This is a genomic window from Microbispora sp. H10885 (genome assembly GCF_014161415.1).
GTDB lineage: Bacteria > Actinomycetota > Actinomycetes > Streptosporangiales > Streptosporangiaceae > Microbispora > Microbispora triticiradicis.
Window position 1 is genome coordinate 357,653 of the sequence record NZ_JABBWY010000006.1, and the last position, 24,948, is coordinate 382,600.

A 24,948-nucleotide genomic window follows, 5' to 3' on the forward strand; every position below is an offset into this window, starting at 1 on the left:
CGGCCCCACCCGAAGCCGCGGGCCGCGAAGCGGCCGCGGGGCCGTCTCCTCCGGCCGCGTCGTCCCAGGACCAGGGCGGCGCGGCGGTCCCGGCGCCGGCTCCTCCCCGCGCGCCTGCACCGTTCGTCGCGCGTGCGCCGCGCGGCGTGCACGGCCGCTTCCTCGCCTTCTTCACGCCGCGATCCGCCGGGCCGTGCGGACGCCCGGGGGCGCATTCCGTGTCCGTCTTCGGCCCTCGCGGGCCGTGGCTCGCGGACGCGGTCCCGCCCGCCGCGAAGCGCGCGACTCCCGCGCCGGCCGGGGCGGCCAGAGCGGCCGGGGCGACCGGCGCCACACCTCCGCCGGCGACCACGCCGGAGACCACCGTGGCGACCACGGTGGCTCCCACAGTGCCTCTCACGGTGGCTCCGACAGCGACTCCCACACCGGCGACGGCACGCCGCAGTGCGCCCGCCCCCATGGGCGACCGCGACGCCGCTCCACTTTCCCGATTCACGCGAACCCGTCCTTCCAGCGAGAAATCCAGCTTCTGACGCCCGCTCCCGGGCCGCCGCGAAATCCCGGCCAAATCTTTTCCCCGGGTAAACCGCGGCACGGGTGTTCCGGCGGCCGTGCGGCGGGAGGCGTGCCGATTCCACACCCGTTCCCTGTCCCGCTCTTCCACGGCGCTTTACCCGGGCCCGCGCCGGCGGCGCCCACCGGGCGCGCGAAATGCGAAACGGTGTCCGCCCTGCCGGGAACTCGCCGCTTCCGCGCATGCCGCCGGGCGATATTCGGTCCCCGCTAGCCTTCGCTAGCCGTCCTCGGCTTAAGGCGTTCCGCCGCGCGAACCAGAGGTTGTACATGCCAGGCGAATGGAAAACAATCGGCGCTGCCCGGAAAACAGGATTTCCCCGCACCGCGCGTATCTTCGGCACCATGCTGACGGCCGCGGCCGTTCTGCTCGCCACCGCCTGGGCTCCGGTGCCCGCCGAAGACCTGGACCAAGGTGACGTGAGGATCGTAAGCACGAGCCCCTCCGGCTCGCCGCAGGGCACGCCCACCCCCGACGCCAAGGTTTCCCCCGGTGGTTCCACAGGCGTTTCCACAGGTGCCGCCGGGGACGGTCACGCCCCGGCGACCCCCACCCCGCCCGGCACGCCCGGCGGTCCCGCCGGACCCGTGGCGCCCGATCCGCCCGGGACCGTGCAGTCCGCCGACGCGGCCGAGGCGATTCCCACGGCGGACGCGCGGGCCGCCCGCCTCGGCGGCTGGCGGCACCTGCGGCTCGGCCACCGCCGGGCGTCCCGTCAGACCTGCCCGCCGACGTCGATCATCTGCATCGAGAACAGCCTGCCGGGCAGTCCGCCCTCCGAGTGGGACGTGCCCGGTGCGGGCAGCCCGACGATCACCGGTTTCGCCACCCAGATGAGCGTCAACGCGGGGCAGACCCAGCAGTTCAAGGTGAACGCCCCCTCGATCACCTCCTACCGGATCGACATCTACCGGGTCGGCTACTACAGCGGCCTGGGCGCGCGGAAGATCGCGACCGTCAACCCCTCGGTGCCGCTGCCGCAGTCGCAGCCGGCCTGCCTCAACGACACGACGACGGGACTGGTCGACTGCGGCAACTGGAGCCTCTCGGCCTCCTGGGCGGTGCCGGCCGACGTCGTCTCCGGCGTCTACCTCGCGAACTTCGTCCGTACGGACGGCACCAGCGGCGTCAGCCAGAACATCTTCGTCGTCAGGAACGACGCACGTAACTCCGACATCCTCGTGCAGACCTCCGACGCGACCTGGCAGGCGTACAACACGTACGGAGGCAACAGCCTGTACAAGGGCCTGCCCGTGGGCCGCGCCTTCAAGGTCAGCTACAACCGCCCGGTCATCACCCGCGCCGGATGGCCGGAGACCTATTTCTTCAACGCCGAATACCCGATGATCAGGTGGCTGGAGTCCAACAGCTACGACGTGAGCTACAGCAGCAGCGTCGACACGGTGACCAGCGGCGCGCAACTTCTCAACCACAAGGTGTTCTTCTCCTCCGGCCACGACGAGTACTGGTCGCAGGAGTCGCGCGACAATGTCATCAACGCCAAGAACAAGGGCGTCAACATCGCCTTCTTCACCGGCAACGAGATGTTCTGGAAGACGAGGTGGGAGAGCAGCATCGACCCCTCGGCGACCCCGAACCGGACGATGGTCTGCTACAAGGAGACCGTCGCCAACATGAAGATCGATCCGAGTCCCACCTGGACCGGAAGCTGGCGGGACCCGCGTTTCGCCCAGCCGCCCAACGGCGGCTATCCGGAGAACGCCATGACCGGGACGCTCTTCATGATCAACGGCAACGTCAACAACGCGATCACCGTTCCGGCGGAGTACGCCCCGATGCGCCTGTGGCGCAACACCTCGGTCGCGAACCTGCAGCCCGGGCAGGTCGCCACCTTCCCCAACGGGACGCTCGGCTACGAATGGGACGAGGCGCCGGACAACCCTTTCACTCCGGCGGGGCTGGTGCTGTTCTCCAAGACCACCGTGGCCACCACCACCAAGTTCCTGCTCGACTTCGGCGCGACGTACGGCGCCGGGATCGGCACGCACAGCCTCGTCCTCTACCGCGACCCGAGCGGCGCGTACGTCTTCGGCGCGGGGACCATCCAGTGGTCGTGGGGGCTGGACGCGGTTCACGACCGGCCGGGCACGCCGACCGACATCCGGATGCAGCAGGCGACGGTCAACCTGCTCGCCGACATGCGGACGCAGCCGGCCACCCTGCAGGCGGGCCTGGTCCCGGCCACGCCGTCGACCGACACCGCTCCCCCGACCTCGACGATCACCACCCCGTCGAGCGGCGCCTCGGTGCCCGGCGGCACCACCGTGACGGTCGCCGGAACCGCCGCCGACACCGGGGGCGGCGTCGTGGCGGGGATCGAGGTGTCGGTCGACGGCGGCACCACGTGGCACCGGGCGACCGGCCGGACCGCCTGGCAGTTCGCCTGGACGACGACGAGCGGCCAGGGGCCGGTCACGATCATGTCCCGGGCCGTCGACGACATCGGCAACGTCCAGCGGACCCCGGCCGGCAGATCGGTGACCGTCAACGCGGGCTGCCCCTGCTCCATCTGGTCTCCCGACACCGTGCCCGCCAACGTCACCAAGGACGACAACAAGGCCGTCGAGGTCGGCGTCCGGTTCCGGGTGCGGAGCCCCGGCTACATCTCCGGGATCAGGTTCTACAAGGGCCCGCTGAACACCGGCACGCACGTCGGCAGCCTGTGGACCAACACCGGCCAGCTGCTGGCGCAGGCGACCTTCACCAGCGAGACGTCGACGGGCTGGCAGCAGGTGAACTTCTCGACGCCCGTGCCGGTGAACAACGGCGTCAGCTACGTCGCCTCCTACCACACCAACACCGGGTTCTACTCGGTCAACCGGGACTACTTCGTCACGCAGTACTCCAACGGCCTCATCACCGGGCTGGCGGACGGCGCGGACGGCGGCAACGGGCTCTACACCTACAGCAAGACGAGCACGTTCCCGACCAGCACCTACCGGGCCAGCAACGCCTGGGTCGACGTGGTCTACTCGCAGGCGACCACGCTGTGGGACGAGTCGGCGACGCCGGACGTCGTCGCCCAGCCCGACACCAAGGCGGTCACGCTCGGCGTCAAGTTCCAGTCCTCCGTCTCGGGCGCCATCCGGGGGATCCGGTTCTACAAGAGCACCCAGAACACGGGTGTCCACGTCGGCAGCCTGTGGACCGTCGACGGGCAGTTGCTGGCGAACGTGACGTTCACCAACGAGACGCCGTCCGGGTGGCAGCAGGCGCTCTTCTCCACACCCGTGAACATCACCCCGGGCACGACGTACATCGCGTCGTACTTCACGCCGACCGGGTTCTACGCGCTGGACCGGTTCTACTTCACCACGCAGTACAGCCGGGGCCCGCTCACCGCTCTGGCCGACGCCGCGTCCGGGGGCAACGGCGTCTACACCTACGCCGGGACGAACACGTTCCCGACCGCCACCTACCGCGCCTCCAACTACTGGGTGGACGTACTGTTCGACCCGGTCCAGACGCAGGCCGCCGCGCGCCGGGCCCTGCGCTTCGGGGCCGACCGGGCGTACGGGAACCCGGTGCCGCGCTCGCTTCCGGGGCGGCGGCCCGCGGCGCCGTACGCGCCGGCCCCGCTCGTGCGAGGGACCGGCCGGACGCAGCGCGCCGCCGCGCGGGCGCCGATGCTGGAGAGGTTCCCCTACCTGGCCCGGCCCCCGCGGTCCGCGGGGTTCCGCCCGGGCGGCCGGCACGCGCGGCATCCGGGCGGCGGTCGGCCGGGCTCCCGGCCGTGAGCGGTCAGCCGCGCGCGGTCGCGGGGCTGGACCGGGAGCCGCACGCCGGTTCACCGGCGCGGGCCGCCTCGTACCAGTCCTCGATGACGGCGGCCGTGCGCGGCCAGTCGAGACCCGAGACCGCCCGCCGCCCGCGCTCCGCCATCCGGGCGCGGGCGGCGCCGGCGCCGAGCGCCCACCGCAGGTGCGCCACCAGGTCCTCGGCCGACCCGCTGCGGAACACCCGGTAGGCGTCCCGGTCCGCTATCACCGGTCCGAGGGTGGCGTCGGAGGACACGACGACCGCCGTGCCCAGGGCGAGAGCCTCCAGGGCGGCCGTCGGGATCCCCTCACCGATGGACGCGAGCCTGCGGGAGGCGAGCACGAAGACCTCCGCCCGGCTCACCAGCGCGTGGACGTCGTCTCCGGACAGCTGCCCGGCGAACTCCACGCCCGCCCCGGCGAGCCGGCCGAGCCGGGCGCGCTCGGGCCCCTCCCCCGCGATGACGAGGCGCACCCCCGGGCGTACGGCCCGCAGCCGATGGAAGGCCTCGATCGTCAGGGCGTGGTTCTTCACCGGCACGAGGCTGCCCACGCTGACGATCAGGCCGGGTTCCACGACCGCCCGCGCCCTGATCGCGTCCAGGCGGGGCAGGTCCAGACCGCTCGACATCGTGCGGATCGCCTCGGCCGGGACACCGGCCGCGCGCAGGTCGGCCGCCGGCCGGGCGCCGATGGCGACGAACCCGGCGGCGTGGCGGAAGGCCCACGGCATCACCGGGCGCTGCCCCATCGCGAGCGCGCCGTGGACGGTGATCAGCAGCGGGACCCGCAGCCGCCGGGCGGCGGGGCCGAGGAAGAGCGCCTCGCGGTGGTCGCCGTGCAGGTTGACGACGTCCACCGGCCCCAGGCCGGGGAGCGCCGCCGCGCACTCCAGGGCGAAGGCGACCGTGCCGGACCTGCGGGCGGCGAGGCGGCCGAGGCGGGTCGGCGTGAGCGTCACGGCCTCCACCCCCGGCGGGACGTCGCCGCGCCGCCGCGCGACCAGCACCTCGTGCCCGCGCAGCACCTGCTCGCGCGCGAGACGCGCGATGTAGCGCTCCTTGCCTCCGGGGTCCGGGGGCAGCCGGTATCCGATGTGCAGAATTCTCACGTCATCCTCCCCGAGATCGATCTCTCCGCCCCGCGCGAGGCGTGCGGAGCGCCGCGCCGCCGCCGCAGCGCGGCGGCGGCCGCCCATCGGACGTCGCGGGCGCCGGGCAGCAGATCACGGGCGCCCAGCCCGGCCACCCGGGCGAACCATCCGAGTTCCACCACGGCCATGGCGCCGTAGCTCACGGTGGAGGCCAGCGCCGCCCCGGCCGGTCCCCACAACGGGATGGTCACGGCGTTCAGCGCGACGTTCGAGGCGAGGGCTCCGGCGGCGACCGCGGTCATCGCCATCGGGCGGCCCAGCCGCACCAGGTACTGCTCGACCGGCCGCAGCAGGGACCACGCGACGGTCCCCGGCGCGAGCGCGAGCAGCGGGAGCACGCTGCCCGTGAAGGCCGCGCCGTACAGTCCCGGGATCAGCAGCGGAGCGGCGCACGCGAGCACGCCGACGGCGGCCGACGAGAGCATCAGGTTGAGCCGGACGGCGTGCGCCGTGACCGCCCGGGCCCCGGACTCGTCCCGCACCGCCTGGCGGGACAGCACGATCTGCGCCAGCGCGTCGGTGGGCACCCTGGACAGCGACAGGAACGACGTCGCCACCGTGTAGAGGCCCGCCTCGGCCGGCGCCGCCCACGCGCTCAGCAGCAGGACGTCCACGGTCAGCAGCAGATGGAACGCCACCGTCCCCAGGTGATACCGGCCCGACAGCGCCAGTTGCCTGCGGGCGAGGACCGCCTCCCCGCGTACCGGCAGCCCGAGCGGGCGGGCGAACACCACGAACGGCAGGATCGTGGAGACGGCCCAGCAGGCGACCACCGAGGTGAGCGTGAGCCGGCCGGCCACCGCGAGCAGCAGGATCGGGACGTACAGCGCCACGGCGGACAGCACGACCGCCCGGTTGGCCAGCCCGACCCGCGATTCCAGCAGCGCGATCCCCCTGAGGTTGACCGCCGCGACGCCGAACGGAACGGCGAGCAGCGCCACGACCACCAGGTGGGTGGCGGCGGTCAGGGCCAGGGCGTGCACCGCACCCAGCGTCAGCAGGGCGGACGCGGCGCCGAGGACCAGCCCGAGAACGGCGGCGTTGCCGGCCAGGGACCGGTGACGCTCCAGGACCGGCCACAGCGCGATCTGCGACCTCCCGACCGACAGGTGGCCCGCCACGGTCGCGATCCCGGCCGTGGTGGTGATCGTCGCGTAGACCCCGCGCCCCTCCGGCTGCAGGCAGCGGGCGAGGAACACGCCCGCCACCGCGGCCAGGACCAGCGGAACCGCCTGGCTGGCCATGGTCTGCAGGAGGGTCCTGACGCCCGTCCTCATCGGGCCTACCTCCCCCGGCGAGCCGCGAGCAGCCGCCGGTACAGGCCGAGGTGCTCCTCGGTGACGGCCTCCATGTCGAGGTTCTTCCACGCCCACGCCCGCGCGGCCGCGCCCAGCGACGCGGCGAGCGCGGGGTCGTCGAGCAGCCGGGCGATGCCGTCGGCCAGCGCCTCCGGAGCCGCGGGCGGCACCAGGACGCCGCGGTCCTCAAGCAGCTCCGGGGTGCCGCCCACGGCCGTGGCGACGACCGGGCGGCCCGCCGCCATCGCCTCCATGACCGCGTTGCTCAGGCCCTCCTCCGTCGACGGGAGCGCCACCACGTCGGCGCGGGCCAGCAGTCCCGCGTTGTCCTGACGGAAGCCGAGGAACCGCACGTCGACCCCGGCCTCCTCGGCCTGCCGCTCCAGCCCGCCACGCTCGGGGCCGTCCCCGACGAGCACGAACGTGCAGGGCCGGCCCCGCCGGGCGAGCAGCGCCGCCGCCTCGACGAGGAACCGCTGCCCCTTGTTCCCGCTCAGCCGGGCCACGCACGCGACCACCGGCAGCGCGCCGCCGACCGGCTCGGGCCCGGCCCGGTCGAAGGCCGACGGCGCGAGCCCGTTGTAGATCACGCTCACCTTGCCGGCGGGCACGCCCTCGACCTCGCGCGTGCCCTGCGCGATGGCCGTGGAGTTGGCCACGACGTGGTCGGTCATCAGGTTCACCAGGTGCTCGAACGCGGCCGTCCAGGGCGCCTTCGGCCTCAGGTACCCCTGCGTGCGCCGGGCGGTGACGACCACCGGGACCCGGGCCAGCCGCGCGGCGGGCGTGCCCAGCAGGTAGCTCTCGTAGAGGAAGCCGTGCACGATCTCCGGCCGCAGCCGGCGCAGCGTCCGCACCAGGCGGGCGAACGCCAGGAGGTTGCCCGCCGGCGACCCGGCGCCCCGGGAGAAGCCGAGCCGGCGCACCGGGATCCCGGCCGCGCGCAGATCGTCCTCGTGCGGCCCGCCTCTGGACAGGACGAACACGTGGACCTCGACGCCGCGGTCACGGAGCCGTTCGGCGAGCAGGCACAGTTGCCGCTGCGCGCCCCCGAGTCCCAAATGCCCGATGAGGAGCACGACCCGCCGCACCTTGCACGCGTCCGTGCCGTCGTCCGCGATTGCCATACGAGGGACCTCAGGTTCTGTGTACGAGTGAGTCGGAGGGCCGGAGGCCGGCGGACCCGCCGCCCCGCGGCGTCCTGGTCCACGCGACCGCGGCCGGCAGGCTCGCGATCATCACGATCGGCATGCGCTGCCGGAAGATGAGACCGATGTTCGACATGGTCGTGGCGTACGCGAGGGAGCCGGGGACGACGAACAGCAGGATGATCAGGAGCATCCGCCGGTCGTGCCGCCAGAGCCGGCGCGCCCCGAGCACGGCGCAGCCCAGCAGCCAGTACCACAGGAGCGTGTCTATCTTCCCGAGCTGGAGCGCCAGACTCCCGCTCATCCACGGGAAGGGGGACAGCAGCGTGTAGACGAGCTTCGGTCCGAGGGCGTTCCAGGCGCTGCCCTCGTCGTCGAAGACGACGCCCGAGCCGCCCTCCGCGTTCGCGAGCCGGGTGTGCTCCGACTGCCCGCGGTCGAGCTGCTCCTGCACCGCGCCGAACGGCCCGCTCTGGTCGGCGCCCCCGTCGGCGCCCTGGTCGACGCCCTGCAGGAGCAGGAGGACCGGGATCAGCAGCGCGGCGAAGGCGACCAGGCCGCGGCCGGACAGCGCGCGCCTGATCCGGGCGACGCCGACCAGCAGCGGCAGGGCGCACATGAACACCATGTACGGCCGCACGTTCCACAGCGCCCACAGCAGCGGAGCCAGGGCGATCACCTTGCGCGGGTCGAAGCGTTGCATGTTCGACGCGCCGAGACCCAGGCAGGCCACCACGAGGAACGCGTTGAATCCGTCCTTGAAGGTGTCGGAGGTGTGCAGCAGGAAGCCGGGCAGGAACGCCGTGATGACCAGCAGCCGGAACGCCGCCCGGTCGTCGGCGCCGACGACCCGGGCGAACCGGTAGAGGACCACGCACGCGGCGCAGGCGACCAGCGCCACCACGGCGGTGCAGGCGAGCGTGGCCGGTCCCCCGCACAGGTACATGACGAGCGCGAAGACGTGACACGGCACCGCCACCCCGTAGACGGAGCCCAGCTCCTCGGAGGTGATGTAGTGGATCCCGCTGTGCCGCCACAGTTCGACGATGCCGAGCGCCCTGGCCTCGTAGGAGAGGTTGTCACCGCCGTACCCGAAGCCGCCCGAACGCAGGACGAGGACGTGGACGGCCAGCCGTAGCGCGAAGGCGGCGAGCAACACGGGCAGCGCGCGCCGCGCCACCGGCGGGGCCAGAGTCGTGTGCGTCATCACGACCAGCAGCACCGCGACGGTGATGACGACGATGTACTCCACCCGGGATCACCCGGGGTTTCCGGCGCACGCCTCGGCGTACAGCGCCTCGAACCACTCCGCGGCCCGCCCGATGTCCACCAGGCCGGCGCTCTCCCTCGCTCCCGCCCGGAGCCGGGCCAGCGTGCCGGGCCGCATCGCCCGCAGGATGCCCTCGGCGAGCGCCTCCGCGCTGCCGGGCGGGGTGAGGATGCCGTTACGCCCGTTCTCGACGAGGTCGGGCACGCCTCCGACGGCGGTGGACACCACGGGCACCCCGGCCGCGAGCGCCTCCATGACGACGACCGGCAGCCCCTCGTACGAGGAGCTGAGGACGAGCAGGTCGGCGGCGGCGATCAGCCGTCCCGCGTCGGGCACGTGGCCGGCGATCCGGACGGCGGCGCCGAGCCCGAGCGCGGCGACGCGGCGGCTCGTCGGCTCCAGTTCCGGGCCGGAACCGGCGAGCAGGAACACGGCGCGCGGATCGGCCGCCACGACCCTGGCGGCGGCGTCGACCAGCAGACCGTGGTTCTTCTGCGGCCGGAAGTTCGCGACGTTCACGATGAGGAAGGCGTCGCCGGGGACGCCCCACTCCCGACGGGTCTCGGCGGCCAGCGTGACCCGGTGCCGCTGCTCGGCCACGCGCACCCCGTGGACGCAGGTGTCCGGGGCGCGTCCGCGCCTGCCGGTGCGCGCCCGGGCGACCTGGGGCGAGACCGCCACGGTGCGGCTGTCCAGCCATCCGGTGAGCCGGTCCAGCAGCATGGTGAGCGGGCGGTAGCGCACGTTGTGCACCGTCGAGACCAGGGCCGGCCGGGGTGTCCAGAGCCGGGACACCGGCCGCAGCAGCGCCCCGGGCAGCGGCGAGTGCAGGTTGACGACGTCCGGCCGCAGCCGCCTGACCTCGCGGAGCAGGCGGGCGAGCCGCAGCGGCCGCGGGCAGGCGGTGAGGTCCACGACCTCGATCCCCGCCGACCGGAGCCGCCCGGTCAGCTCGCCGGTGGACGCGCTCAGGCACACCACCGTGTAGCGGTTCGCCGGTCGCGGCGTGGCCAGCAGGCGTTCGACGAGGAGCACCTCGGCCCCGCCGACGTCGAGCGTCTTGATCACTTCACAGACATGGACACCGCGCATCGCGCTCGATCCCCTCGAAAGGCGTTCCACGGGAGTGCTAGCGGCGCTCGACGGCCCGCAGCCCGGAGCCCGTGACGCCGATGTACTTGCCCTCGTAGGCGAAGACGCGGAAGAGCGGCTGCCGCTCCGCGTACTCCCGGAAGACCAGGTCGTCCTGGATGTCGTCCATGACCATGACCTGCCTGCCGGTCAGATGGGGCCGTGTCCGCCGGAGGAAGAACTCCCGCCCGGCCCTGGTCTTGTCCGAGTCGTAGTGGACGAGATCGACCATCGTGTCCGGAGACAGGAACTCCTCGAGATTGCGGCGGTCACCCTTGATCCGCAGGGACCACCGGCTTTTCAGGTCGTTAGGAACGACATATCCGATATAACGCTCCGGGTCGGCCAGCCGGAAGAACGGGAAATCACTGGACATCAATCGTCCGGTCCCGTTGGCCCGCATCGCGGCGAGAATCGCCGCGGTGGACCAGCCGGCCGCCACTCCCGTCTCCAGGGCGAGCGCGGGCCGGACGACCCTGGTCAGCAGGTAGAGCAGTTCCACGCCACCGGCCCCGCCGAGGTCCACCCCCGCGGCGGCGAGCGCCTCCATGCGCGGCCGGACGCGGTCCGCGAGGGACTCGGCGAACTCCCTGCCCTCCCGCCACAGGACCGGGTCGACGGCGTTCCCCCACGCGTTCATGTCCTCCGCGTGTTCGGCCGCCCAGGCGCGGGCGGCGGCCCGCTCCCGGTCGTGCCCGTGGCTCAGCCGCGACCATATTTTCCGCGTCATCACGGGGAGATAAGCGGGACGGGCGGCATTCCTGGCGACGACGCGAATATCCATAATCGAATGCTACGAGCGCCGTTCATTTCACCTCGGGAGCGCCACCGGAATATCTCGGAAAACGGAGCGGAGGAAAAATTCACCGAAGCCGGTAGACCGCGTAGTCGCCGGAGCGGTACACCGGCGCCGCGCCGGCCGGCGCGCCCGGGTCTCCCGGCCGCCGCTCGGACACCAGCCACCGCACGCCGTACCCGTCCCGCAGCAGCCGGGCCTCCGGAGAGGCGGGATCGCGGACCGCGGTGTCGTTGTCCCGCAGCAGCCGCCGGTCCCGGAACGGGATGTCCTGCACCCGCACGCCGGGGCGCCAGCGCGCCATGTTCGCCGAGGTGTACGTCCAGCCCTCGACCAGCACCCGCCGTTCGGCCAGCGCCGCCAGCCAGAAATGCCGGCTGTCGCACGGGCTCTCGTGGCCCCATCGGCAGTGGGCGTCGGTCGCGACCAGGTCGCCGGGGCTCGAATGGGCCCGCAACCATCTGGCCGTCTCCATCGTCCCCTCCGGGACCCTCCCCGCCGACTCCCCGGACTCCGCAGCCTCGGCGGCGGCCTCCCCCGCGCCGCCCGGGGGGGCGCCGCCGCTCGGGAGGGCCCTGGTGACCCACGCGGCGGGCAGGCCGAGGGCGCCGACCAGGAACACCGTGCAGGCCCACAGGCGCGCGCCGCGCCATCCCCTGAGCGTCAGGACGCCGACGACCAGGGCCACGGCCAGGGCCAGCACGCCGTACGGCAGGTAGAGCAGCGCCTCCGGCCGCCCGGCCTCCAGGGGAACCCGGACGCCGCACAGCCACCGCACCAGGACCTCGATCAGCACCCCGGCCACGACCGCGACACCCGCGGTGCGGTACGGCAGCCCCGCCCGGGCCCGGGCCGCGGACAGCCCGCGCGCCGCGACGACCGTCAGGTAGGGATAGGACCCGGCCAGGAAGTAGATCTGGCTCATCTGGCAGTGCCCGAGCAGGAGCACCGCGCCGAGGCCGGACCCGCCCATGCCGAGCATGAGGAGCGTGCCCGGCGGCGTCCGCGTGCCCGGCCGGCCCGCGAGCAGCCCGAGGACGCCGAACCAGATCAGCGCCCAGCACACCGCGTACAGGGCGGCGACCCCGAGCAGCGAGGCGGTCCCCGGACGCGCGCCGCTCCGGCCGGTCAGCTGGCCCCAGGTGACGCGCACCAGCGAGAGGGGATCCACGACGACGCCGTTGCGCGCGCCGCCGAACAGCACGAACTGCGCGTAGAGCAGGCACACCCCGGTCATCGCCGCCACGGCGAGCAGCGCCGGGGAGACCCGGCGGCGCCTGACCGCCCCGGCCGCGCCGACCGTCGCCAGCCCGGCGGCGAGCAGCGGCAACTGGGTGGCCTTGGCGCCCATCACCCCGACGAGGAGGACACCGAGCATGATCCACCGGCCCGCGCCGCCGCGCCCTTCCAGGAGGTCGGCCACGAGCAGGACGACGGGCGCGAACAGCAGCGCCCCGAACGTCTGGGACGGGCTCGTCCACGACTCGGCCCTCCAGGTGAACACGCCCGTGCCCGGCCCGAGGTAAAGGCTCGGCGCCACGACGAAGAACGTGCCCGCGACGGCCGCCAGCGCGCCGGCCCGGGAGCCCGCGCCGCGCCTGGCGACCATCCCCAGCAGGACGACGAGCGCGGCCAGCACGGGCAGCATGCCGAGCCGGAAGAGCAGCACCAGCGGCTCGACGCCGGTGATCCAGCTCGCCGCCGCGAGGTGGGCGTACACGAACCAGTGGTAGAGCAGCGGCTCGCCCGCGACCATCGGGGTCGCGGGCGGCATGTGGTGCCTCAGCTCCCCGACGAGCGCCAGGTGGTACGGCAGGTCGACGTTGACCGACGCCATCCCCGGCCAGGTCAGCGCCGTGTGCCGGAAGAAGGTCACGGCGCTCCAGGCGACCAGGCTCGCGACGGTCAGCGCCAGCGCCCACGACCACCACATCGGCGCCGGCGTGCGGAGCGCCCTCGATTCGCGTCCGCGCAGCCGGGGGACCACGGCGACGGCCGCGAACGTGGCGGCCGGCCACGCCAGGACGAGCAGCGGCGCCCCGGCGGCCCGGGCGGCGACGTAGACGACGACCTCCACGGCGTAGCCGAGCGCCACGCCCAGCGCGATCTCCTCGGCCAGCGTGCGGCGGCCCCGGTAGAGGGCCCGCACCAGAAGCGTCCCCGGCAGCGCCACGCAGACGGCGAGGTACACCGCGAACAGGGTGAGGTCCCTGACGGAGACGCCGTAGAACAGCGTCACGCCCACAGTGAACGCGGCGACCGACAACGCCGGCAGCCATCTCGGGAGAAGGGCCGGGGCGGGTCGGCCGGCCAGGCGGCGGGGCCCGCGCCCCTCGACCGGTCGCGGTGTGGTGAGAGCTGTCTCGGCCATGCGGCAAGCCTCGCGACCGCCGCCGGTCCGCCCGGGACGCGACGCCTGCCCCGGGGGGAGTCCTTGCCACTCCTTTGTCCGCGGGGCACGCCCCGGCCACGCGGAAAAGGCCGTGGAGACCGCGCGATCGCCGGCATTCCGCTTCCCGCCATTGCTTTACCTTTCCGTCCGGCCCGCGCCGATCGGCCTGAATCATGCCTCGGTAGGGAATGCGGAAAGGCTTCGCCGCCGCCGTGACGGTGTCGGCGAAAAGCTCAAATCGCGGGTTAGCTTCTCCGACGTGAACAGGCTCATCACCGAAGAGCCCGTGGTGAGACCGGACGGCCGAATTCGGGTCATGGAAATCATCGCGCGCATGAACATCGGCGGCCCGGCCACCCAGATCCTGGGGCTGTGCGAACGGCTGAACACCGAGGAGTTCGACCACCGCCTCTACACCGGGCAGGTGGAGGAGACCGAGGGCGACCGGCTCGGGGACACGGTGGCACGGTTGCACCGCGTCCCCGGCCTGGGCCGCTCGGTCCGGCCCGGCGACGACTGCCGCGCGCTGCTGCGGCTGGCCGCCGAGATGCGGGCCTTCCGGCCGCACATCGTGCACACCCGCACGGCCAAGGCGGGCGCGCTCGGCCGGGTGGCCGCCCGCCTCGCCCGGGTCGGTCCGGCGTGGGGCGGCGGGCGGACCGTGCACGTCTTCCACGGCCACCTGCTGCACGGCTACTTCTCGCCCACGAAACGCCGCCTCTACGTGGGGGCGGAGCGGCGGCTGGCCGCCATGACCGACCGGCTGGTGACGGTGGGCGCCAACGTGCGCGACGACCTGCTCGCGGCCGGGATCGGCCATCCCGGGCAGTACGTCGTGATTCCGCCGGGCGTGCGGCTGGGCGGGGTGCCCGGCCGCGAGGCCGCCCGCGCGGAGCTGGGGCTTCCTCCGGACGCGCCGGTCGTCGCCTTCGTCGGCAGGCTCACCGGGGTGAAGCGGCCCGACCGGTTCCTCGCGGCCGCGCGGGCCGTGCTCGCCCGCCTGCCCGCCTGCCGGTTCGTCGTCTGCGGCGGAGGCGAGCTCACGGGCGAGGTGGAGCGGGCCGCCGGCGCCGCACCGGGCGCCTTCCACCTGCTCGGGTGGCGGGCGGACGTCGAGACCGTCTACGCGGCGGCCGACGTCGTCCTGCTCACCTCCGACAACGAGGGCACGCCGCTGACGTTGATCGAGGCCGGCATGGCGGGCACTCCCGTCGTCGCCACCCGCGTGGGCAGCGTCGAGGAGGTCGTCAGGCACGGGGTCACCGGCCTGCTGGCCGCCCCGGACGCGGGCGAACTGGCCGAGCACGCCTTCCGGCTGCTGACCGACCCGGTGCTCGCCCGCCGCATGGGCGAGGCCGCCCGCCGCTGGACGACGGAGTCCTTCGCGGTGGAGCGCCTGGTGGCCGACACCGAGGCGCTCTACCGCTCGCTGTACGCCGCGTCCAGCCCGTCGTTCCCAAGGAGAATCGCATGAGAGTCCTGGTCACCGGAGGCGCCGGCTTCATCGGCGCCAACCTCTGCCGGGCGCTGACCACCCGGCCCGAGGTCGAGAGCGTCACCGTGCTGGACGACCTGAGCAGCGGGGACCCGGCCAACCTCGCCGACGTCGGGGCCGTCCTCGTGACCGGCAGCATCCTCGACCGGGACCTGCTGGCCGACCTCGTGCCCGGCGCGACGCACGTGATCCACCTGGCCGCGCGGCCCTCGGTGCCCCGGTCGGTGAAGGACCCGCTCGCCTCGCACGCCGTCAACGCGACGGGGACGCTGCACGTCCTGGAGGCGTGCCGGGCCACCCGGCCGCACGTGATCCTGGCGTCGTCCTCCTCGGTGTACGGCGACCACGCCGAGGCGTGCAAGCACGAGGACCTGCCGGCCCGGCCGCTGAGCCCGTACGGCGCGAGCAAGCTCGCCACCGAGGCGTACGCGCTGGCGTACGCCGCCAGCTACGGCCTCCCCGTGCTGCCGTTCCGCTTCTTCAACGTGTACGGCCCGCTCCAGCCGGCCGGGCACGCGTACGCCGCGGTGATCCCGGCGTTCGTCGGCGCCGCGCTGGCGGGACTGCCGGTCCCGATCCACGGCGACGGGCGCCAGGCGCGTGACTTCACCTACGTGGGCTCGGTGGTGGACGTCCTCACCGACGCCGCGGTCCGCCGGGTCACCGGCGGCACTCCGGTCAACCTGGCCTTCGGCACCCGCGTGTCCCTGCTCCAGCTCAAGGACGCCCTGGCCGCCGTCCTCGGCCGGCCGGTCGAGGCGGAGTTCCTGCCGCCCCGCGCGGGCGACATCCGCGAGTCGCAGGCGTCGGCCCGCCTGCTGCTCGACCGGTTTCCCGGCGTCCGGCCGGTGCCACTGGAGGAGGGGCTGCACCTCACCGTGACCTGGTTCGAGAAGACGTCCGGCGCCGGGAGCGCCTGACACACCACCTTCGCGCACGAAGTCCTATTGCGATCCTGTCAACCTCCACTTGCTGGGAGAAGGCCTTGACCACGTCAAGCGGGAACACCTATCTGATCACCGGCGGGAGCGGCTTCGTCGGATCCCACCTGACCGACGCCCTGCTCGCTCGCGGCGACTCCGTCGTCGTCCTGGACGACATGTCGACCGGCCGCCCGGCCAACCTCGCGCACCACGCGGGTGATCCACGGCTGCGCGTGGTCCGGGGCTCGGTCCTGGACGAGCTCGCGGTGGACCAACTCGTGCACGAGTGCGACGTGGTGGTCCACCTTGCCGCCGCCGTGGGGGTGAAGCTGATCGTCGAGCAGCCGCTGCGCTCGCTCACCACCAACATCCGCGGCTCGGAGATCGTCGTGGAGGCGGCGCACCGCTACCGGCGGAAGATCCTGGTGACCAGCACGAGCGAGATCTACGGGAAGAACTCGGCCGGTCCGCTCCCCGAGTGGTCCGACCGGATCCTCGGCAGTCCGGACGTCGTCCGGTGGGCCTACAGCACGGCCAAGGCGGTGGAGGAGATCCTGGCCAACGCCTACCACAGCGAACGCGGCCTGCCGACGGTCGTCGTCCGGCTGTTCAACACGGTGGGGCCGCGGCAGAGCCCCGCGTACGGCATGGTCATCCCCCGGCTCGTCCGGCAGGCGCTGGCCGGCGTGCCGCTCACCGTGCACGGCGACGGCACGCAGACCCGCTGCTTCGCGCACGTACGCGACGTCGTGCGGGCACTTCTCCTGCTGCTGGACGACGACCGCGCGGTCGGCGGGACGTTCAACGTCGGCTCCAGCGACGAGGTGAGCATCCTGGAGCTGGCCAAGCTGATCGTCGAGCTCGCCGGGAGCACGTCCGGCGTCGATCTCGTCCCGTACGCCGAGGCGTACGGCAAGGGCTTCGAGGACATGACACGCCGGGTTCCCGACACCGGCAGGCTGCGCGCGCTGACCGGGTGGACGCCGGCCCTGACGCTGGACGACATCCTGCTGGAGACCATCTCCGACGCCCGCGCCGAGCTCGCGGCCACGGGCCGGTGAACGGCGCCACCGCCCTGGTCATCGCGATCAGCGCCTTCGCCGGCTGCGCGGCGGCGACCCCCGTGATGCGGCGCCTGGCGCTGCGCTGGGGACTCACCGACAGGCCCGGCGGGCACAAGTCGCACCGGCGGCCGACACCCTATCTGGGCGGGATCGCCATCATGCTGTGCACCGTCGTCCCCCCGGTGGCGCTGGCCGGCGCGGCCGGCCAGCGGATCGCCGGCATCCTCGTCGGCGCCGTGGCCATGGCCCTGCTCGGGCTGATCGACGACATCGCGCCGCTCCCTCCGCCGACCCGGCTGGCCGTACAGGCGCTGGCGGCCGGGGTGGCCGTGACGAGCGGGGTCGTGGCGCCGGTGACCGGGGCCTGGCCGGACGCGCCGATCACCCTGTTGTGGATCGTCGTGGTGACCAACTCCTACAACCTGCTCGACAACATGGACGGCGCGCTGGGCGCCGTCACCGTGGTCAGCACCGCGCTCCTCGCCGCCGCCGCCTTCGTGTCCGGGCGTCCGGAGATCGGCCTGCTCCTGGCCGCCCTGTCCCCCGCCGCCCTGGGGTTCCTGCTGCACAACTGGGCGCCGGCGCGCATCTTCATGGGGGACGCCGGTTCGCTGTTCATCGGGTTCGTGCTGGCGTCCTCGGCGGCACTGGTGATCACCGGCACCGGGACCGGTACGGCGGTCGCGGGCCTGCTCCTGCCGACCTTCGTCGCGACCGTCGACACCGGGATCGTGCTGCTGTCGAGGCGCAGGGCGGGCCGGCCACTGCTGCAGGGCGGCTCCGACCACCTCTCGCACCGGCTGCACCGGCTCGGTCTCGGCAAGCGGCTCACGGCCCTCGCGCTCGCCGTGCTCGCGGCCGCCGCCGGCCTGGCCGACCTGGCGATGACGCTGGGCTGGATCGCGCCGGCCGCCGCGGCGATCGGCGGCGTCGCCGCCGCGTGCGTCGCCGTCGTGCTGCCGCAGCGCGTTCCGGTCTATGCGCCCTATGCGCCGACCCGTCCCCGGACCTCTATCCGTGTAAGGGGCTGACAACCATGGAACTGCTCTATTACGCGCGGCTGATGCGCAGACACTGGCCGCTCCTGCTGCTCTCGCTGCTGGCGGGAGCGGGAGTGGCCTTCGCCGTGACCACCCACGCCACGCCACGGTACGTCGCCGGGATCACCATGCTGGTCTCGGCGGACGACCGGGAGGGCAGCCTCTCGACCGCTCTCCAGGCGGGCGCGCTGTCCCAGCAGCGGGTGCAGTCGTACGCCGCCCTGCTGACCAGCCGCCGGGTGGTCGGCCGGGTCGCCGGCACCGAGGACGTCCGCGACCTGCAGGACGCCATCACCGCCGGCGCGATTCCCAACACCACCCTGCTCCGGGTCACCGTCGCCGACAGCGACCCCGTGCGCGCCGCCCACCGGGCGGACGCCCTGGGCGCGGCGTTCACCCGTCTGATCGACGAGATCGAGCGGCCCACACCGAAGAGCCCGCCCACGGTCCGCGTCACCGTGGTCGACCCGGCGGAGGTCCCGCAGACGCCGGAGTCCCCCCGGCCTCCGGTCGACGTCGCGCTCGGCGCGCTGATCGCGCTGCTCGCGGCCGTCACGGGCCTCGTCCTGCGCGACCGCCTCGACACCACCGTCAAGACCGCCGAGACGCTGCAGAAGGTCGCCGGGAGTTCGATCCTCGGAGTCATCGGCTACGAACGGGACGCCAAGCGGCATCCGCTGATCCTGCGCGACCAGGGCCGGTCGTCGCGCTCGGAGGCGTTCCGGTCGCTGCGGACGAACCTCCAGTTCATCGGGGTGGACAGGCAGCCCAAGTCGCTCGTCGTGACCAGTTGCCTGCCGGGCGAGGGCAAGTCGTCCACGTCGGCCAACCTCGCGATCACCATGGCCCAGGCGGGCTGGCGGGTGGTCCTGGTCGACGCCGACCTGCGGCGCCCCAGCGTCCCCCGCTACCTCGGCATCGAGGGCGGAACCGGGCTCACCGACGTGCTCATCGAGCGGGCGCGGCTGCACGACGTCATCCAGACGTGGGGGCAGCAGGGCCTCTCCGTGCTGCCCAGCGGCCGGATCCCGCCGAACCCCAGCGAGCTGCTCGGGTCGCGGGGCATGCGCTCGGTGCTGGCCCAGCTCACCGAGGAGTACGACATGGTGATCATCGACGCGCCGCCGCTGCTGCCCGTCACCGACGCCGCCGCCCTCGGCGCGATCTGCGACGGCGCGCTGCTCGTGGTGCGGCACGGCAAGACCCGGCGCGAGCAGGTGCTCCGGGCCGGTGAGCTGCTGTCGTCGATCAACGCCCGCCTCGTCGGCACCGTGCTGAACTTCGTGCCGGCCAAGCACGGCTCCTACTACGGCTACGGGTACGGATACGGGTACGACGCGGCCGTCCAGGAGGCCCCGCCGGAGGCGCCGCAGCCGCAGGCGCCCATACCGGTGTAGCGGTACGGCGAGAGCAGGTGCGTGGGGCCGCGTCGGGTGACGCGGCCCCACGCGTTCGCTTGCGGCGAGCGGAGGACCGCCGGGTCAGGCAGTCGCGTGTGTCAGCAGGCGGATCGGGGCGGCGAGCGCGTCCGCGATGCGGCGGGCCGCGTCCCGGTAGGCCCTGCGGGGGCCTCCGTAGGGGTCGGCGATGTCGGGCCGCTCCACCCGCACCAGCCCGCGCAGTGCCCCGGTCTCCTCCAGCAGGGCCCGCGCCCGGCGTACGGGATCCTCGTGGCCCGGCACCCGCCCGGCGGGGACCGCGCGGACCAGCGCGCCGAACTCGACGATGGTGAACGCGCGCGCGGCCGCGACGGGATGCAGGGCCACCGCCGCGGCGCGATGCTCGGACGAGGCCGCCAGCACGAGATCGGCGCCGGCCACCGCCGCGGCGGTGAGCGGGCGTGAGGCGAACCCTCCGGGATCGCCGCCGAGCCGCAGCAGCGCCCCGCACGCCCGCTCGGCCATCGGAAGTCCCGGCCTGGCGTGGGTGCCCGCGCTGCCCACGAGGATCGGCGAGCCCGGCCCGAGCGCGGCCAGGGTGAGCCGCTCGGCCATGGCCGACCTGCAGATGTTGCCCGTGCACACGAACAGGATGCGGAAGGTCTCCGCGCCCTCCGGCGGATGCGTACGCTCCATGGGCGGGACGCTAGGCCGGGCCCGGCGCGCCGCCCCTCGCGGCGCGCCGGGCTTTAACGGTTCCTGCCGGTCACCTCAGGAGGGGCCGCAGCCCCTGGCGTCGGCCGTCACCAGCGTGCGCTGCGGGCGGACGAGCGGCTGCACCGGGACCACGGGGGCCGCCGCCGAGTACGGTTCGAGCAGGTCGAACTCCAGCGTCCTCGACTGGCCGGGCGCGAACTCCAGCACCTTGGAGTAGACGGGATGGGACCGCTCGGTCTCGGAGTAGAACGAGATCGGCCGGCCGTCGAGCCGGACCCCCGTCGCCTTCGCCCCGATTCCCGCGTACAGCGACACCCACAGCACGTTGGAGCCGGCGGCGTGGGGACGCCGCGGGTCGTCGAGCCGGCCGGTGACGTAGGCGGGCAGCGGCCCGCGCGGCACGTCGTTGGTGAGCCGGACCCGCACCCGCGAGGTGCGCAGCCCGTCCGGACGGCACGGGCCGAGCTCGTAGGTGAGCGAGCGGTCCAGGTAGTAGTCGAGCTTGGTGCCGGCCGAGTTGTTCACGACGAGCCCGGCGTACGGCTCGCGCCGCTCGGGCAGCACCCCGCCTACCGGGGTCGACGCGAGACGGCGCTGCTCGTCCCCGGCCCGGCTCCAGACCGTGAGCCGGCTCTCGCCCACCATGCGCGCGAAGGCGGGCAGCAGCCGCGTGGGCTCCCCCAGCCGGCCGGTCAGCGCCTCGCTGACCGCTCCGGCGATCCTGACCAGGTACTTCTTGCGCTCGGCGGGGTCCGGATAGCGGGCGTAGGCCTCCCGCTCCGTCAGGTCGACGACGTTGCCCGCCGTCACCGTCCCACCGCCGCCGGGAAGCCTCACCGGCCCGATGGCGCCCAGGATGTAGGAGAGGCCGACGGGGTCGGTCGCGATGGCCCCGTCCAGCTCCTGGCCGGTCTGGCGGCGCCAGAGTCCGGTCCAGGTGGCCGCGGCGTAGGGGAAGTGCGGGGACAGGTTCGACACCGACAGCGTCGTGGTCGCGCCCCGCCCGTAGCGGGAGGCGAAGGCGGAGCCGAGGTCGGCGACGGGCTCGGCGCTGGCCGCCATGCCGGTGTTGGCGGACAGCCGGGTGACGGACACCCTGCCGCCGTCGGCCTTCAGCACGCCGAAGGCGCCGACGAGGCCGCCGGTCCCGCGGGCCTCGGCGTTCGTCTCGAACGCCAGGAAGTAGCGGCGGGGACCGTCGCGGCCCAGCATGGGCGGCAGGAGGGCGGCGGCCTCCGCCCCCTGGCTCAGCATGCCGTGCAGCCGGCCCGCCTCGCGGAGCGCCGTGTCGCGCGCCCCGTCCAGGGCGGCCAGGCCCGTCGACGCCGGGGTGCCCGCCACCCGCGATCTCGCCGCGGCCACGCGGGCGGCGCCGTCGCGCAGCACCGGCGCCATCGCGTCGAGGGCGGCCAGCGCGCGCCGCAGGTCCCCCGGCGCCCGCGCGCCCGCGGACAGCAACGGCGCGGCCGCGCGCTCCACGCGGGTCAGTACGTCGGTGATGTCCGCGACGGACGCGGCCAGTCCCCGGGTCGTGGCCGCGCCGTCGCCCACCACCGGAAGGTGGGTGAGCAGCGCCCAGTCGGGGCCGCCGGTCAGCCGCCGCGCCTCCGCCGCGTGACCGCGGGCCTCGGCGAGCGTCGTGGCGACGGAGCGGGCCGGCCCCACGGCGCCCGGCCGCAGCCGGAGCAGGGCGGCCCGCGTCGCCTCCAGATGGTCACGCACGCTCAGCCCGAGGTGGGCCGCCCAGCCCCCGGCCAGCACGAGGCCGAGGGCCAGCGACGGCAGGCCGGCGACGACCAGCCTGCGAGTTCTTCCAGGTGTCACCGGGCCGCTGCGCCCCGGACCGCAGGCCACCTGCTTCTATTCGGCATCGCCGGACCGCCGACGCCGCGCGGACAACAGGGTGCAGCCGAGTGCGACGGCCAGCAGGCCCGCCCCCGCGACGGCCACGCCCGCGGGCGCGCCCGTGAACGGCAGGCGGCCGCCTCCCGAGGCCTGCGCGGGAACACCGCCGGTCGGCGCCTCTCCGGCGGCCGGCCCGCTCTCGAAGGACCCCTCGGACTCCTCCTCGCCGGGCATGTCCTCGTTCTCGTCGGCGCGCTCCTCCTCAGCCTCCTCCCCCGGCACCTCCTCGGACTCGTCCTCGGCCTCCGTCTCCTCGGGCGCGACGGCCTGCGCGGGCTCCCCCTGCGCCTGCTGCCCGGCGTTCTGCACCGGTGCGATCCCGCCCGCGCCGGCGGGCGCGACGATGGGCTGCGCGTTCCCGTTGTTGGTGTCGTTGGTCGTGGAGACCTGCGGCCAGCTCCAGCCCTGCCAGTTGTTGTTGGGCCACCAGAAACCGTTGTTGTTGTTGGTGGTGTGGACGGGCTGCACCGCGGCCGGCTCGTTCTCCTGCACGGCCGGCGTCACGACCCGCGGGTCCACCACGGTCTCCACGCTGATGGGCCTGGGCGGGTAGACGCCGTCGCCCGACGGCAGCACCGTGAACCCGACGGACTCCGCGGCCGCGACCCCGGGGATCCCGAGGGTCAGGCCGCCGGCGACCATTGTCGCCAGAAAAATTGGTCTTTTAGTTTTACGCGCCACTTGGACTCCCGATAACGGCCATTATGCCGATTGAGCATTTGCCCGGATTGCCAGCGACATGTCGCTGCTCGACTGTTATATGCGTCCGGTTAACGGCCGCTCCGCCCCGGCGCACGGCGCTTACCGAACGATCGCGCAGGGTTCTCGCTTCGTTGACCGGCCTCCCCGCCACACCTGCCGCGCGTCCCCCGCCGCCGCGCCCCCTGCCACGGCCCCGCGAGCACCGGTGCTACCCGGCGTCTGCTACCCGGCGCCGGTGGAGCGCCGCCGCCGGGCGGTGGCGAGGGTGCAGCCGAGCGCGACGGCCAGCAGGCCCGCGCCGGCGGCGGCCACGCTCACCGGCGCGCCGGTGAACGGGAGCCGAGCGCCGCCCGCCGGGCCCGCCGCCGGGCCGGCCGCGGCGACCGGCGCGGGGCCGGCCATCTCCTCGGGGGCCACGCCGGCCGGCGCCTCGTCCGCCTCGTCCGCCTCGTCTTCGTCGGCCTCGTCGGCCTCGCCGGTCTCCGCCTCGTCGGTGGTGTCCTTCTCGGGGGACTCCTCGTCCGTCTCCTCCCCGGGGAGTCCCTCCTCATCGGTGGTCTCCCCGGGCAGCTCCTCCGGCTCCCCCTCGACGGCCGAGGCCTTGCCGGCTCCCACCGGCGCCTCCGCCGGCCCCTCCGCAGGCCACTGCTCCGCGCTTTGCGTCGCGTTCTGCAGCGGTGCCATGTCAGCGCCGCCCGCACCGGTGCCCGGTCCGATGGCCGGACCGACGCCGGTGACGCTCGGGCCGGCGCCGCGACCGGTGCCCGCGCCCGCGGGCGCGGCGATGGGCTGCGCGTTGATCGTCTTGGTGTCGCTGTAGGTGTAGGCCAGCGGATAGCTCCAGCCGCCGGCGTTCCGGTTCCAGACCCCGCCGTTGTTGTTGGTGGTGGTGTGGACGGGCTGCTGCGCGGCCGTCCCCGGCCCGCTCTCCTGCACGACCGGGCTCGCGTCCACGTTCTCGCCCGGCTCCTCGGCGTTCTCCGCCGTGACGGGCTCCGGCGAGAGGGCCGTACCGTCCCCCGCCGGGGCGACCGGTGACATGACGGTCCCCGCGGCCGCGGCCACGGGGATCCCGAGCGTCAGGCCGCCCGCGACCGTCACCGCCAGAAGAATGGGTAGGGTGTTTTTTCGCGCCACTTTGGACTCCCGATAACGGCATTCACGTAAACGAGCATCTGCGACCGTTGTAAGCGGCCGGTGAAGATCGGCTCGAATACGGCGCACGGCGCTTACCGAACGATCGGCCAGGGTTCTCGGTCCGTTGACCGCGACCCGCTCGCCGCTTCGCGCGCGGCCGCGACCCGGGTGCCAAAGAATTCACCAACGCCCTCGCGCGACGGCCGCGGATCGTCACCGGAAGGCGATACTCGGTCCGTGCGCGGAGACGACGGCGGAGCCGTGACGGCGACCGTACGGGTGATCGGCGAGCTGTGCCTGCCCGCCGGTCTGGTCCTGCTGCTGTTCTACGCGTACCTGCTCTGGGGCACCGGCGCGGAGACCGAACGGGAGCAGCGCGTCCTGCAGCGGCGGCTGGGAGAGGTCTTCCTGCGGCATGAGGGGCGCGCGGGCCCGGCCGCGGTGCGGCCCGGCGACGCCCTGGCGCTGCTGCGCATCCCGCGCCTGGGAGCCGGGTACCGGTTCGCCGTCGTCGAGGGCGTGGGCCCGGACGCACTGCGCAGAGGCCCCGGTCACTACCCCGGCACCGCCCTGCCCGGTCAGGTCGGCAATTTCGTGCTCTCGGGACACCGCACCACCTACGCGGCGCCGTTCAACCGGATCGACCGGCTACAGCGCGGCGACGACATCATGGTGGACGCGTGGGACGCCCGCTACACCTACCAGGTGACGCGCAAGGAGGTCGTGGATCCCGGCGAGGTCGACGTCGTCGATCCCGTCCCCGGCCACCCGGGGCAGCGGCCCACCACCGCGTTCATGACCATGACCACCTGCCACCCCAAGTTCTCCGCGGCGCAGCGCCTGGTCGTCCAGAGCGTGCTCGTCCGCCGTGAGGAACGCCGGGACTGACCGAGGGAGATCCGGCGTGTACAAATTCCTCTGGCGCCTGCTGCCCGGCGGCGCCGCGCTCCGGCTGACGATCGCCGTGCTGCTGACCGGAGGCGCGGTGGCCGCGCTGTGGTACGTCGTGTTCCCCTGGCTGGCGCCGCGCCTGCCGATCGGTTGA

19 protein-coding genes are annotated in these 24,948 nt (G+C 73.8%); 8 read left to right on the forward strand and 11 right to left on the reverse strand.

Features of this window, described 5'->3' with window-relative positions; genetic code table 11:
- Positions 1 to 918: 918 nt before the first annotated feature.
- Positions 919 to 4,332 (forward strand): DUF4082 domain-containing protein, encoded by a 3,414-nt coding sequence (locus HHX37_RS18265; protein ID WP_220502947.1) that lies wholly within the window; start codon positions 919 to 921, stop codon positions 4,330 to 4,332.
- 4 nt (positions 4,333 to 4,336) lie between these two features.
- On the opposite strand, the gene HHX37_RS18270 is transcribed toward HHX37_RS18265, so the two are convergent.
- From HHX37_RS18270 to HHX37_RS18300, 7 genes are all read right to left on the reverse strand, one after another.
- Complete coding sequence (locus HHX37_RS18270) at positions 4,337 to 5,464, reverse strand: glycosyltransferase family 4 protein (RefSeq protein ID WP_182886170.1); 1,128 nt, start codon at positions 5,462 to 5,464, stop codon at positions 4,337 to 4,339.
- The gene (locus HHX37_RS18275) at positions 5,461 to 6,783 is read right to left on the reverse strand and encodes a lipopolysaccharide biosynthesis protein (RefSeq protein ID WP_182886171.1); all 1,323 of its coding nucleotides are present in this window, start codon (positions 6,781 to 6,783) and stop codon (positions 5,461 to 5,463) included. Before HHX37_RS18275 ends, HHX37_RS18270 begins: the two co-directional genes overlap by 4 nt.
- Positions 6,784 to 6,788: 5 nt before the next feature.
- A complete protein-coding gene (locus tag HHX37_RS18280; protein ID WP_182886172.1) occupies positions 6,789 to 7,931 on the reverse strand; it encodes a glycosyltransferase in 1,143 nt (380 codons plus the stop codon).
- Positions 7,932 to 7,941: 10 nt separating this feature from the next.
- Positions 7,942 to 9,204 (reverse strand): hypothetical protein, encoded by a 1,263-nt coding sequence (locus tag HHX37_RS18285; protein ID WP_182886173.1) that lies wholly within the window; start codon positions 9,202 to 9,204, stop codon positions 7,942 to 7,944.
- 6 nt (positions 9,205 to 9,210) lie between these two features.
- Positions 9,211 to 10,314, reverse strand: a complete 1,104-nt coding sequence (locus tag HHX37_RS18290; protein ID WP_182886174.1) for a glycosyltransferase — start codon at positions 10,312 to 10,314, stop codon at positions 9,211 to 9,213.
- Between the two features lie 37 nt (positions 10,315 to 10,351).
- Entirely contained in the window at positions 10,352 to 11,083 is a 732-nt protein-coding gene (locus tag HHX37_RS18295; protein WP_182886175.1) for a class I SAM-dependent methyltransferase, read from the reverse strand.
- Between the two features lie 133 nt (positions 11,084 to 11,216).
- Positions 11,217 to 13,520, reverse strand: coding sequence for a hypothetical protein (locus tag HHX37_RS18300; RefSeq protein ID WP_182886176.1), 2,304 nt, complete (start codon positions 13,518 to 13,520; stop codon positions 11,217 to 11,219).
- 337 nt (positions 13,521 to 13,857) lie between these two features.
- On the opposite strand from HHX37_RS18300, the gene HHX37_RS18305 reads away from it, so the two are divergent.
- The 5 genes from HHX37_RS18305 to HHX37_RS18325 all read left to right on the forward strand — a co-directional run bounded on the left by HHX37_RS18305 (position 13,858) and on the right by HHX37_RS18325 (position 19,460).
- Positions 13,858 to 15,015, forward strand: a complete 1,158-nt coding sequence (locus HHX37_RS18305) for a glycosyltransferase (protein WP_220502948.1) — start codon at positions 13,858 to 13,860, stop codon at positions 15,013 to 15,015.
- Positions 15,012 to 15,956, forward strand: coding sequence for an NAD-dependent epimerase/dehydratase family protein (locus tag HHX37_RS18310; RefSeq protein WP_182886177.1), 945 nt, complete (start codon positions 15,012 to 15,014; stop codon positions 15,954 to 15,956). Before HHX37_RS18305 ends, HHX37_RS18310 begins: the two co-directional genes overlap by 4 nt.
- Before the next feature lie 65 nt (positions 15,957 to 16,021).
- Positions 16,022 to 17,020: an NAD-dependent epimerase/dehydratase family protein gene (locus tag HHX37_RS18315; protein WP_182880728.1), complete on the forward strand. Its 999-nt coding sequence runs from the start codon at positions 16,022 to 16,024 to the stop codon at positions 17,018 to 17,020.
- Positions 17,017 to 18,054, forward strand: coding sequence for a glycosyltransferase family 4 protein (locus HHX37_RS18320; RefSeq protein WP_182886178.1), 1,038 nt, complete (start codon positions 17,017 to 17,019; stop codon positions 18,052 to 18,054). Before HHX37_RS18315 ends, HHX37_RS18320 begins: the two co-directional genes overlap by 4 nt.
- 5 nt (positions 18,055 to 18,059) lie before the next feature.
- Entirely contained in the window at positions 18,060 to 19,460 is a 1,401-nt protein-coding gene (locus HHX37_RS18325) for a polysaccharide biosynthesis tyrosine autokinase (RefSeq protein ID WP_182886179.1), read from the forward strand.
- Positions 19,461 to 19,544: 84 nt separating this feature from the next.
- Here the strand turns inward: HHX37_RS18325 and HHX37_RS18330 are convergent, their stop codons facing one another.
- The 4 genes from HHX37_RS18330 to HHX37_RS18345 all read right to left on the reverse strand — a co-directional run bounded on the left by HHX37_RS18330 (position 19,545) and on the right by HHX37_RS18345 (position 23,867).
- Positions 19,545 to 20,138, reverse strand: a complete 594-nt coding sequence (locus HHX37_RS18330) for a low molecular weight phosphatase family protein (RefSeq protein WP_182886180.1) — start codon at positions 20,136 to 20,138, stop codon at positions 19,545 to 19,547.
- 75 nt (positions 20,139 to 20,213) lie between these two features.
- Positions 20,214 to 21,983, reverse strand: coding sequence for a DUF4012 domain-containing protein (locus HHX37_RS18335; protein ID WP_182886181.1), 1,770 nt, complete (start codon positions 21,981 to 21,983; stop codon positions 20,214 to 20,216).
- Between the two features lie 36 nt (positions 21,984 to 22,019).
- Positions 22,020 to 22,706: a hypothetical protein gene (locus HHX37_RS18340; protein WP_182886182.1), complete on the reverse strand. Its 687-nt coding sequence runs from the start codon at positions 22,704 to 22,706 to the stop codon at positions 22,020 to 22,022.
- Between the two features lie 282 nt (positions 22,707 to 22,988).
- Positions 22,989 to 23,867, reverse strand: a complete 879-nt coding sequence (locus HHX37_RS18345; RefSeq protein ID WP_182886183.1) for a hypothetical protein — start codon at positions 23,865 to 23,867, stop codon at positions 22,989 to 22,991.
- 273 nt (positions 23,868 to 24,140) lie between these two features.
- On the opposite strand from HHX37_RS18345, the gene HHX37_RS18350 reads away from it, so the two are divergent.
- Both HHX37_RS18350 and HHX37_RS18355 read left to right on the forward strand, forming a co-directional pair.
- Positions 24,141 to 24,791 (forward strand): class E sortase, encoded by a 651-nt coding sequence (locus tag HHX37_RS18350; RefSeq protein WP_310740428.1) that lies wholly within the window; start codon positions 24,141 to 24,143, stop codon positions 24,789 to 24,791.
- 16 nt (positions 24,792 to 24,807) lie between these two features.
- On the forward strand, positions 24,808 to 24,948 hold the full coding sequence (locus HHX37_RS18355) for a hypothetical protein (RefSeq protein ID WP_182886184.1): 141 nt from the start codon (positions 24,808 to 24,810) through the stop codon (positions 24,946 to 24,948).

Coding starts and splice junctions, on each gene's coding strand:
- HHX37_RS18310 (WP_182886177.1), top strand. CDS start 15,012: ATGAGAGTCCTGGTCACCGGAGGCGCCGGCTTCATCGGCGCCAACCTC.
- HHX37_RS18280 (WP_182886172.1), bottom strand. CDS start 7,931: ATGGCAATCGCGGACGACGGCACGGACGCGTGCAAGGTGCGGCGGGTC.
- HHX37_RS18300 (WP_182886176.1), bottom strand. CDS start 13,520: ATGGCCGAGACAGCTCTCACCACACCGCGACCGGTCGAGGGGCGCGGG.
- HHX37_RS18290 (WP_182886174.1), bottom strand. CDS start 10,314: ATGCGCGGTGTCCATGTCTGTGAAGTGATCAAGACGCTCGACGTCGGC.
- HHX37_RS18275 (WP_182886171.1), bottom strand. CDS start 6,783: ATGAGGACGGGCGTCAGGACCCTCCTGCAGACCATGGCCAGCCAGGCG.
- HHX37_RS18330 (WP_182886180.1), bottom strand. CDS start 20,138: ATGGAGCGTACGCATCCGCCGGAGGGCGCGGAGACCTTCCGCATCCTG.
- HHX37_RS18340 (WP_182886182.1), bottom strand. CDS start 22,706: ATGGTCGCCGGCGGCCTGACCCTCGGGATCCCCGGGGTCGCGGCCGCG.
- HHX37_RS18325 (WP_182886179.1), top strand. CDS start 18,060: ATGGAACTGCTCTATTACGCGCGGCTGATGCGCAGACACTGGCCGCTC.
- HHX37_RS18305 (WP_220502948.1), top strand. CDS start 13,858: ATGGAAATCATCGCGCGCATGAACATCGGCGGCCCGGCCACCCAGATC.
- HHX37_RS18265 (WP_220502947.1), top strand. CDS start 919: ATGCTGACGGCCGCGGCCGTTCTGCTCGCCACCGCCTGGGCTCCGGTG.
- HHX37_RS18295 (WP_182886175.1), bottom strand. CDS start 11,083: ATGACGCGGAAAATATGGTCGCGGCTGAGCCACGGGCACGACCGGGAG.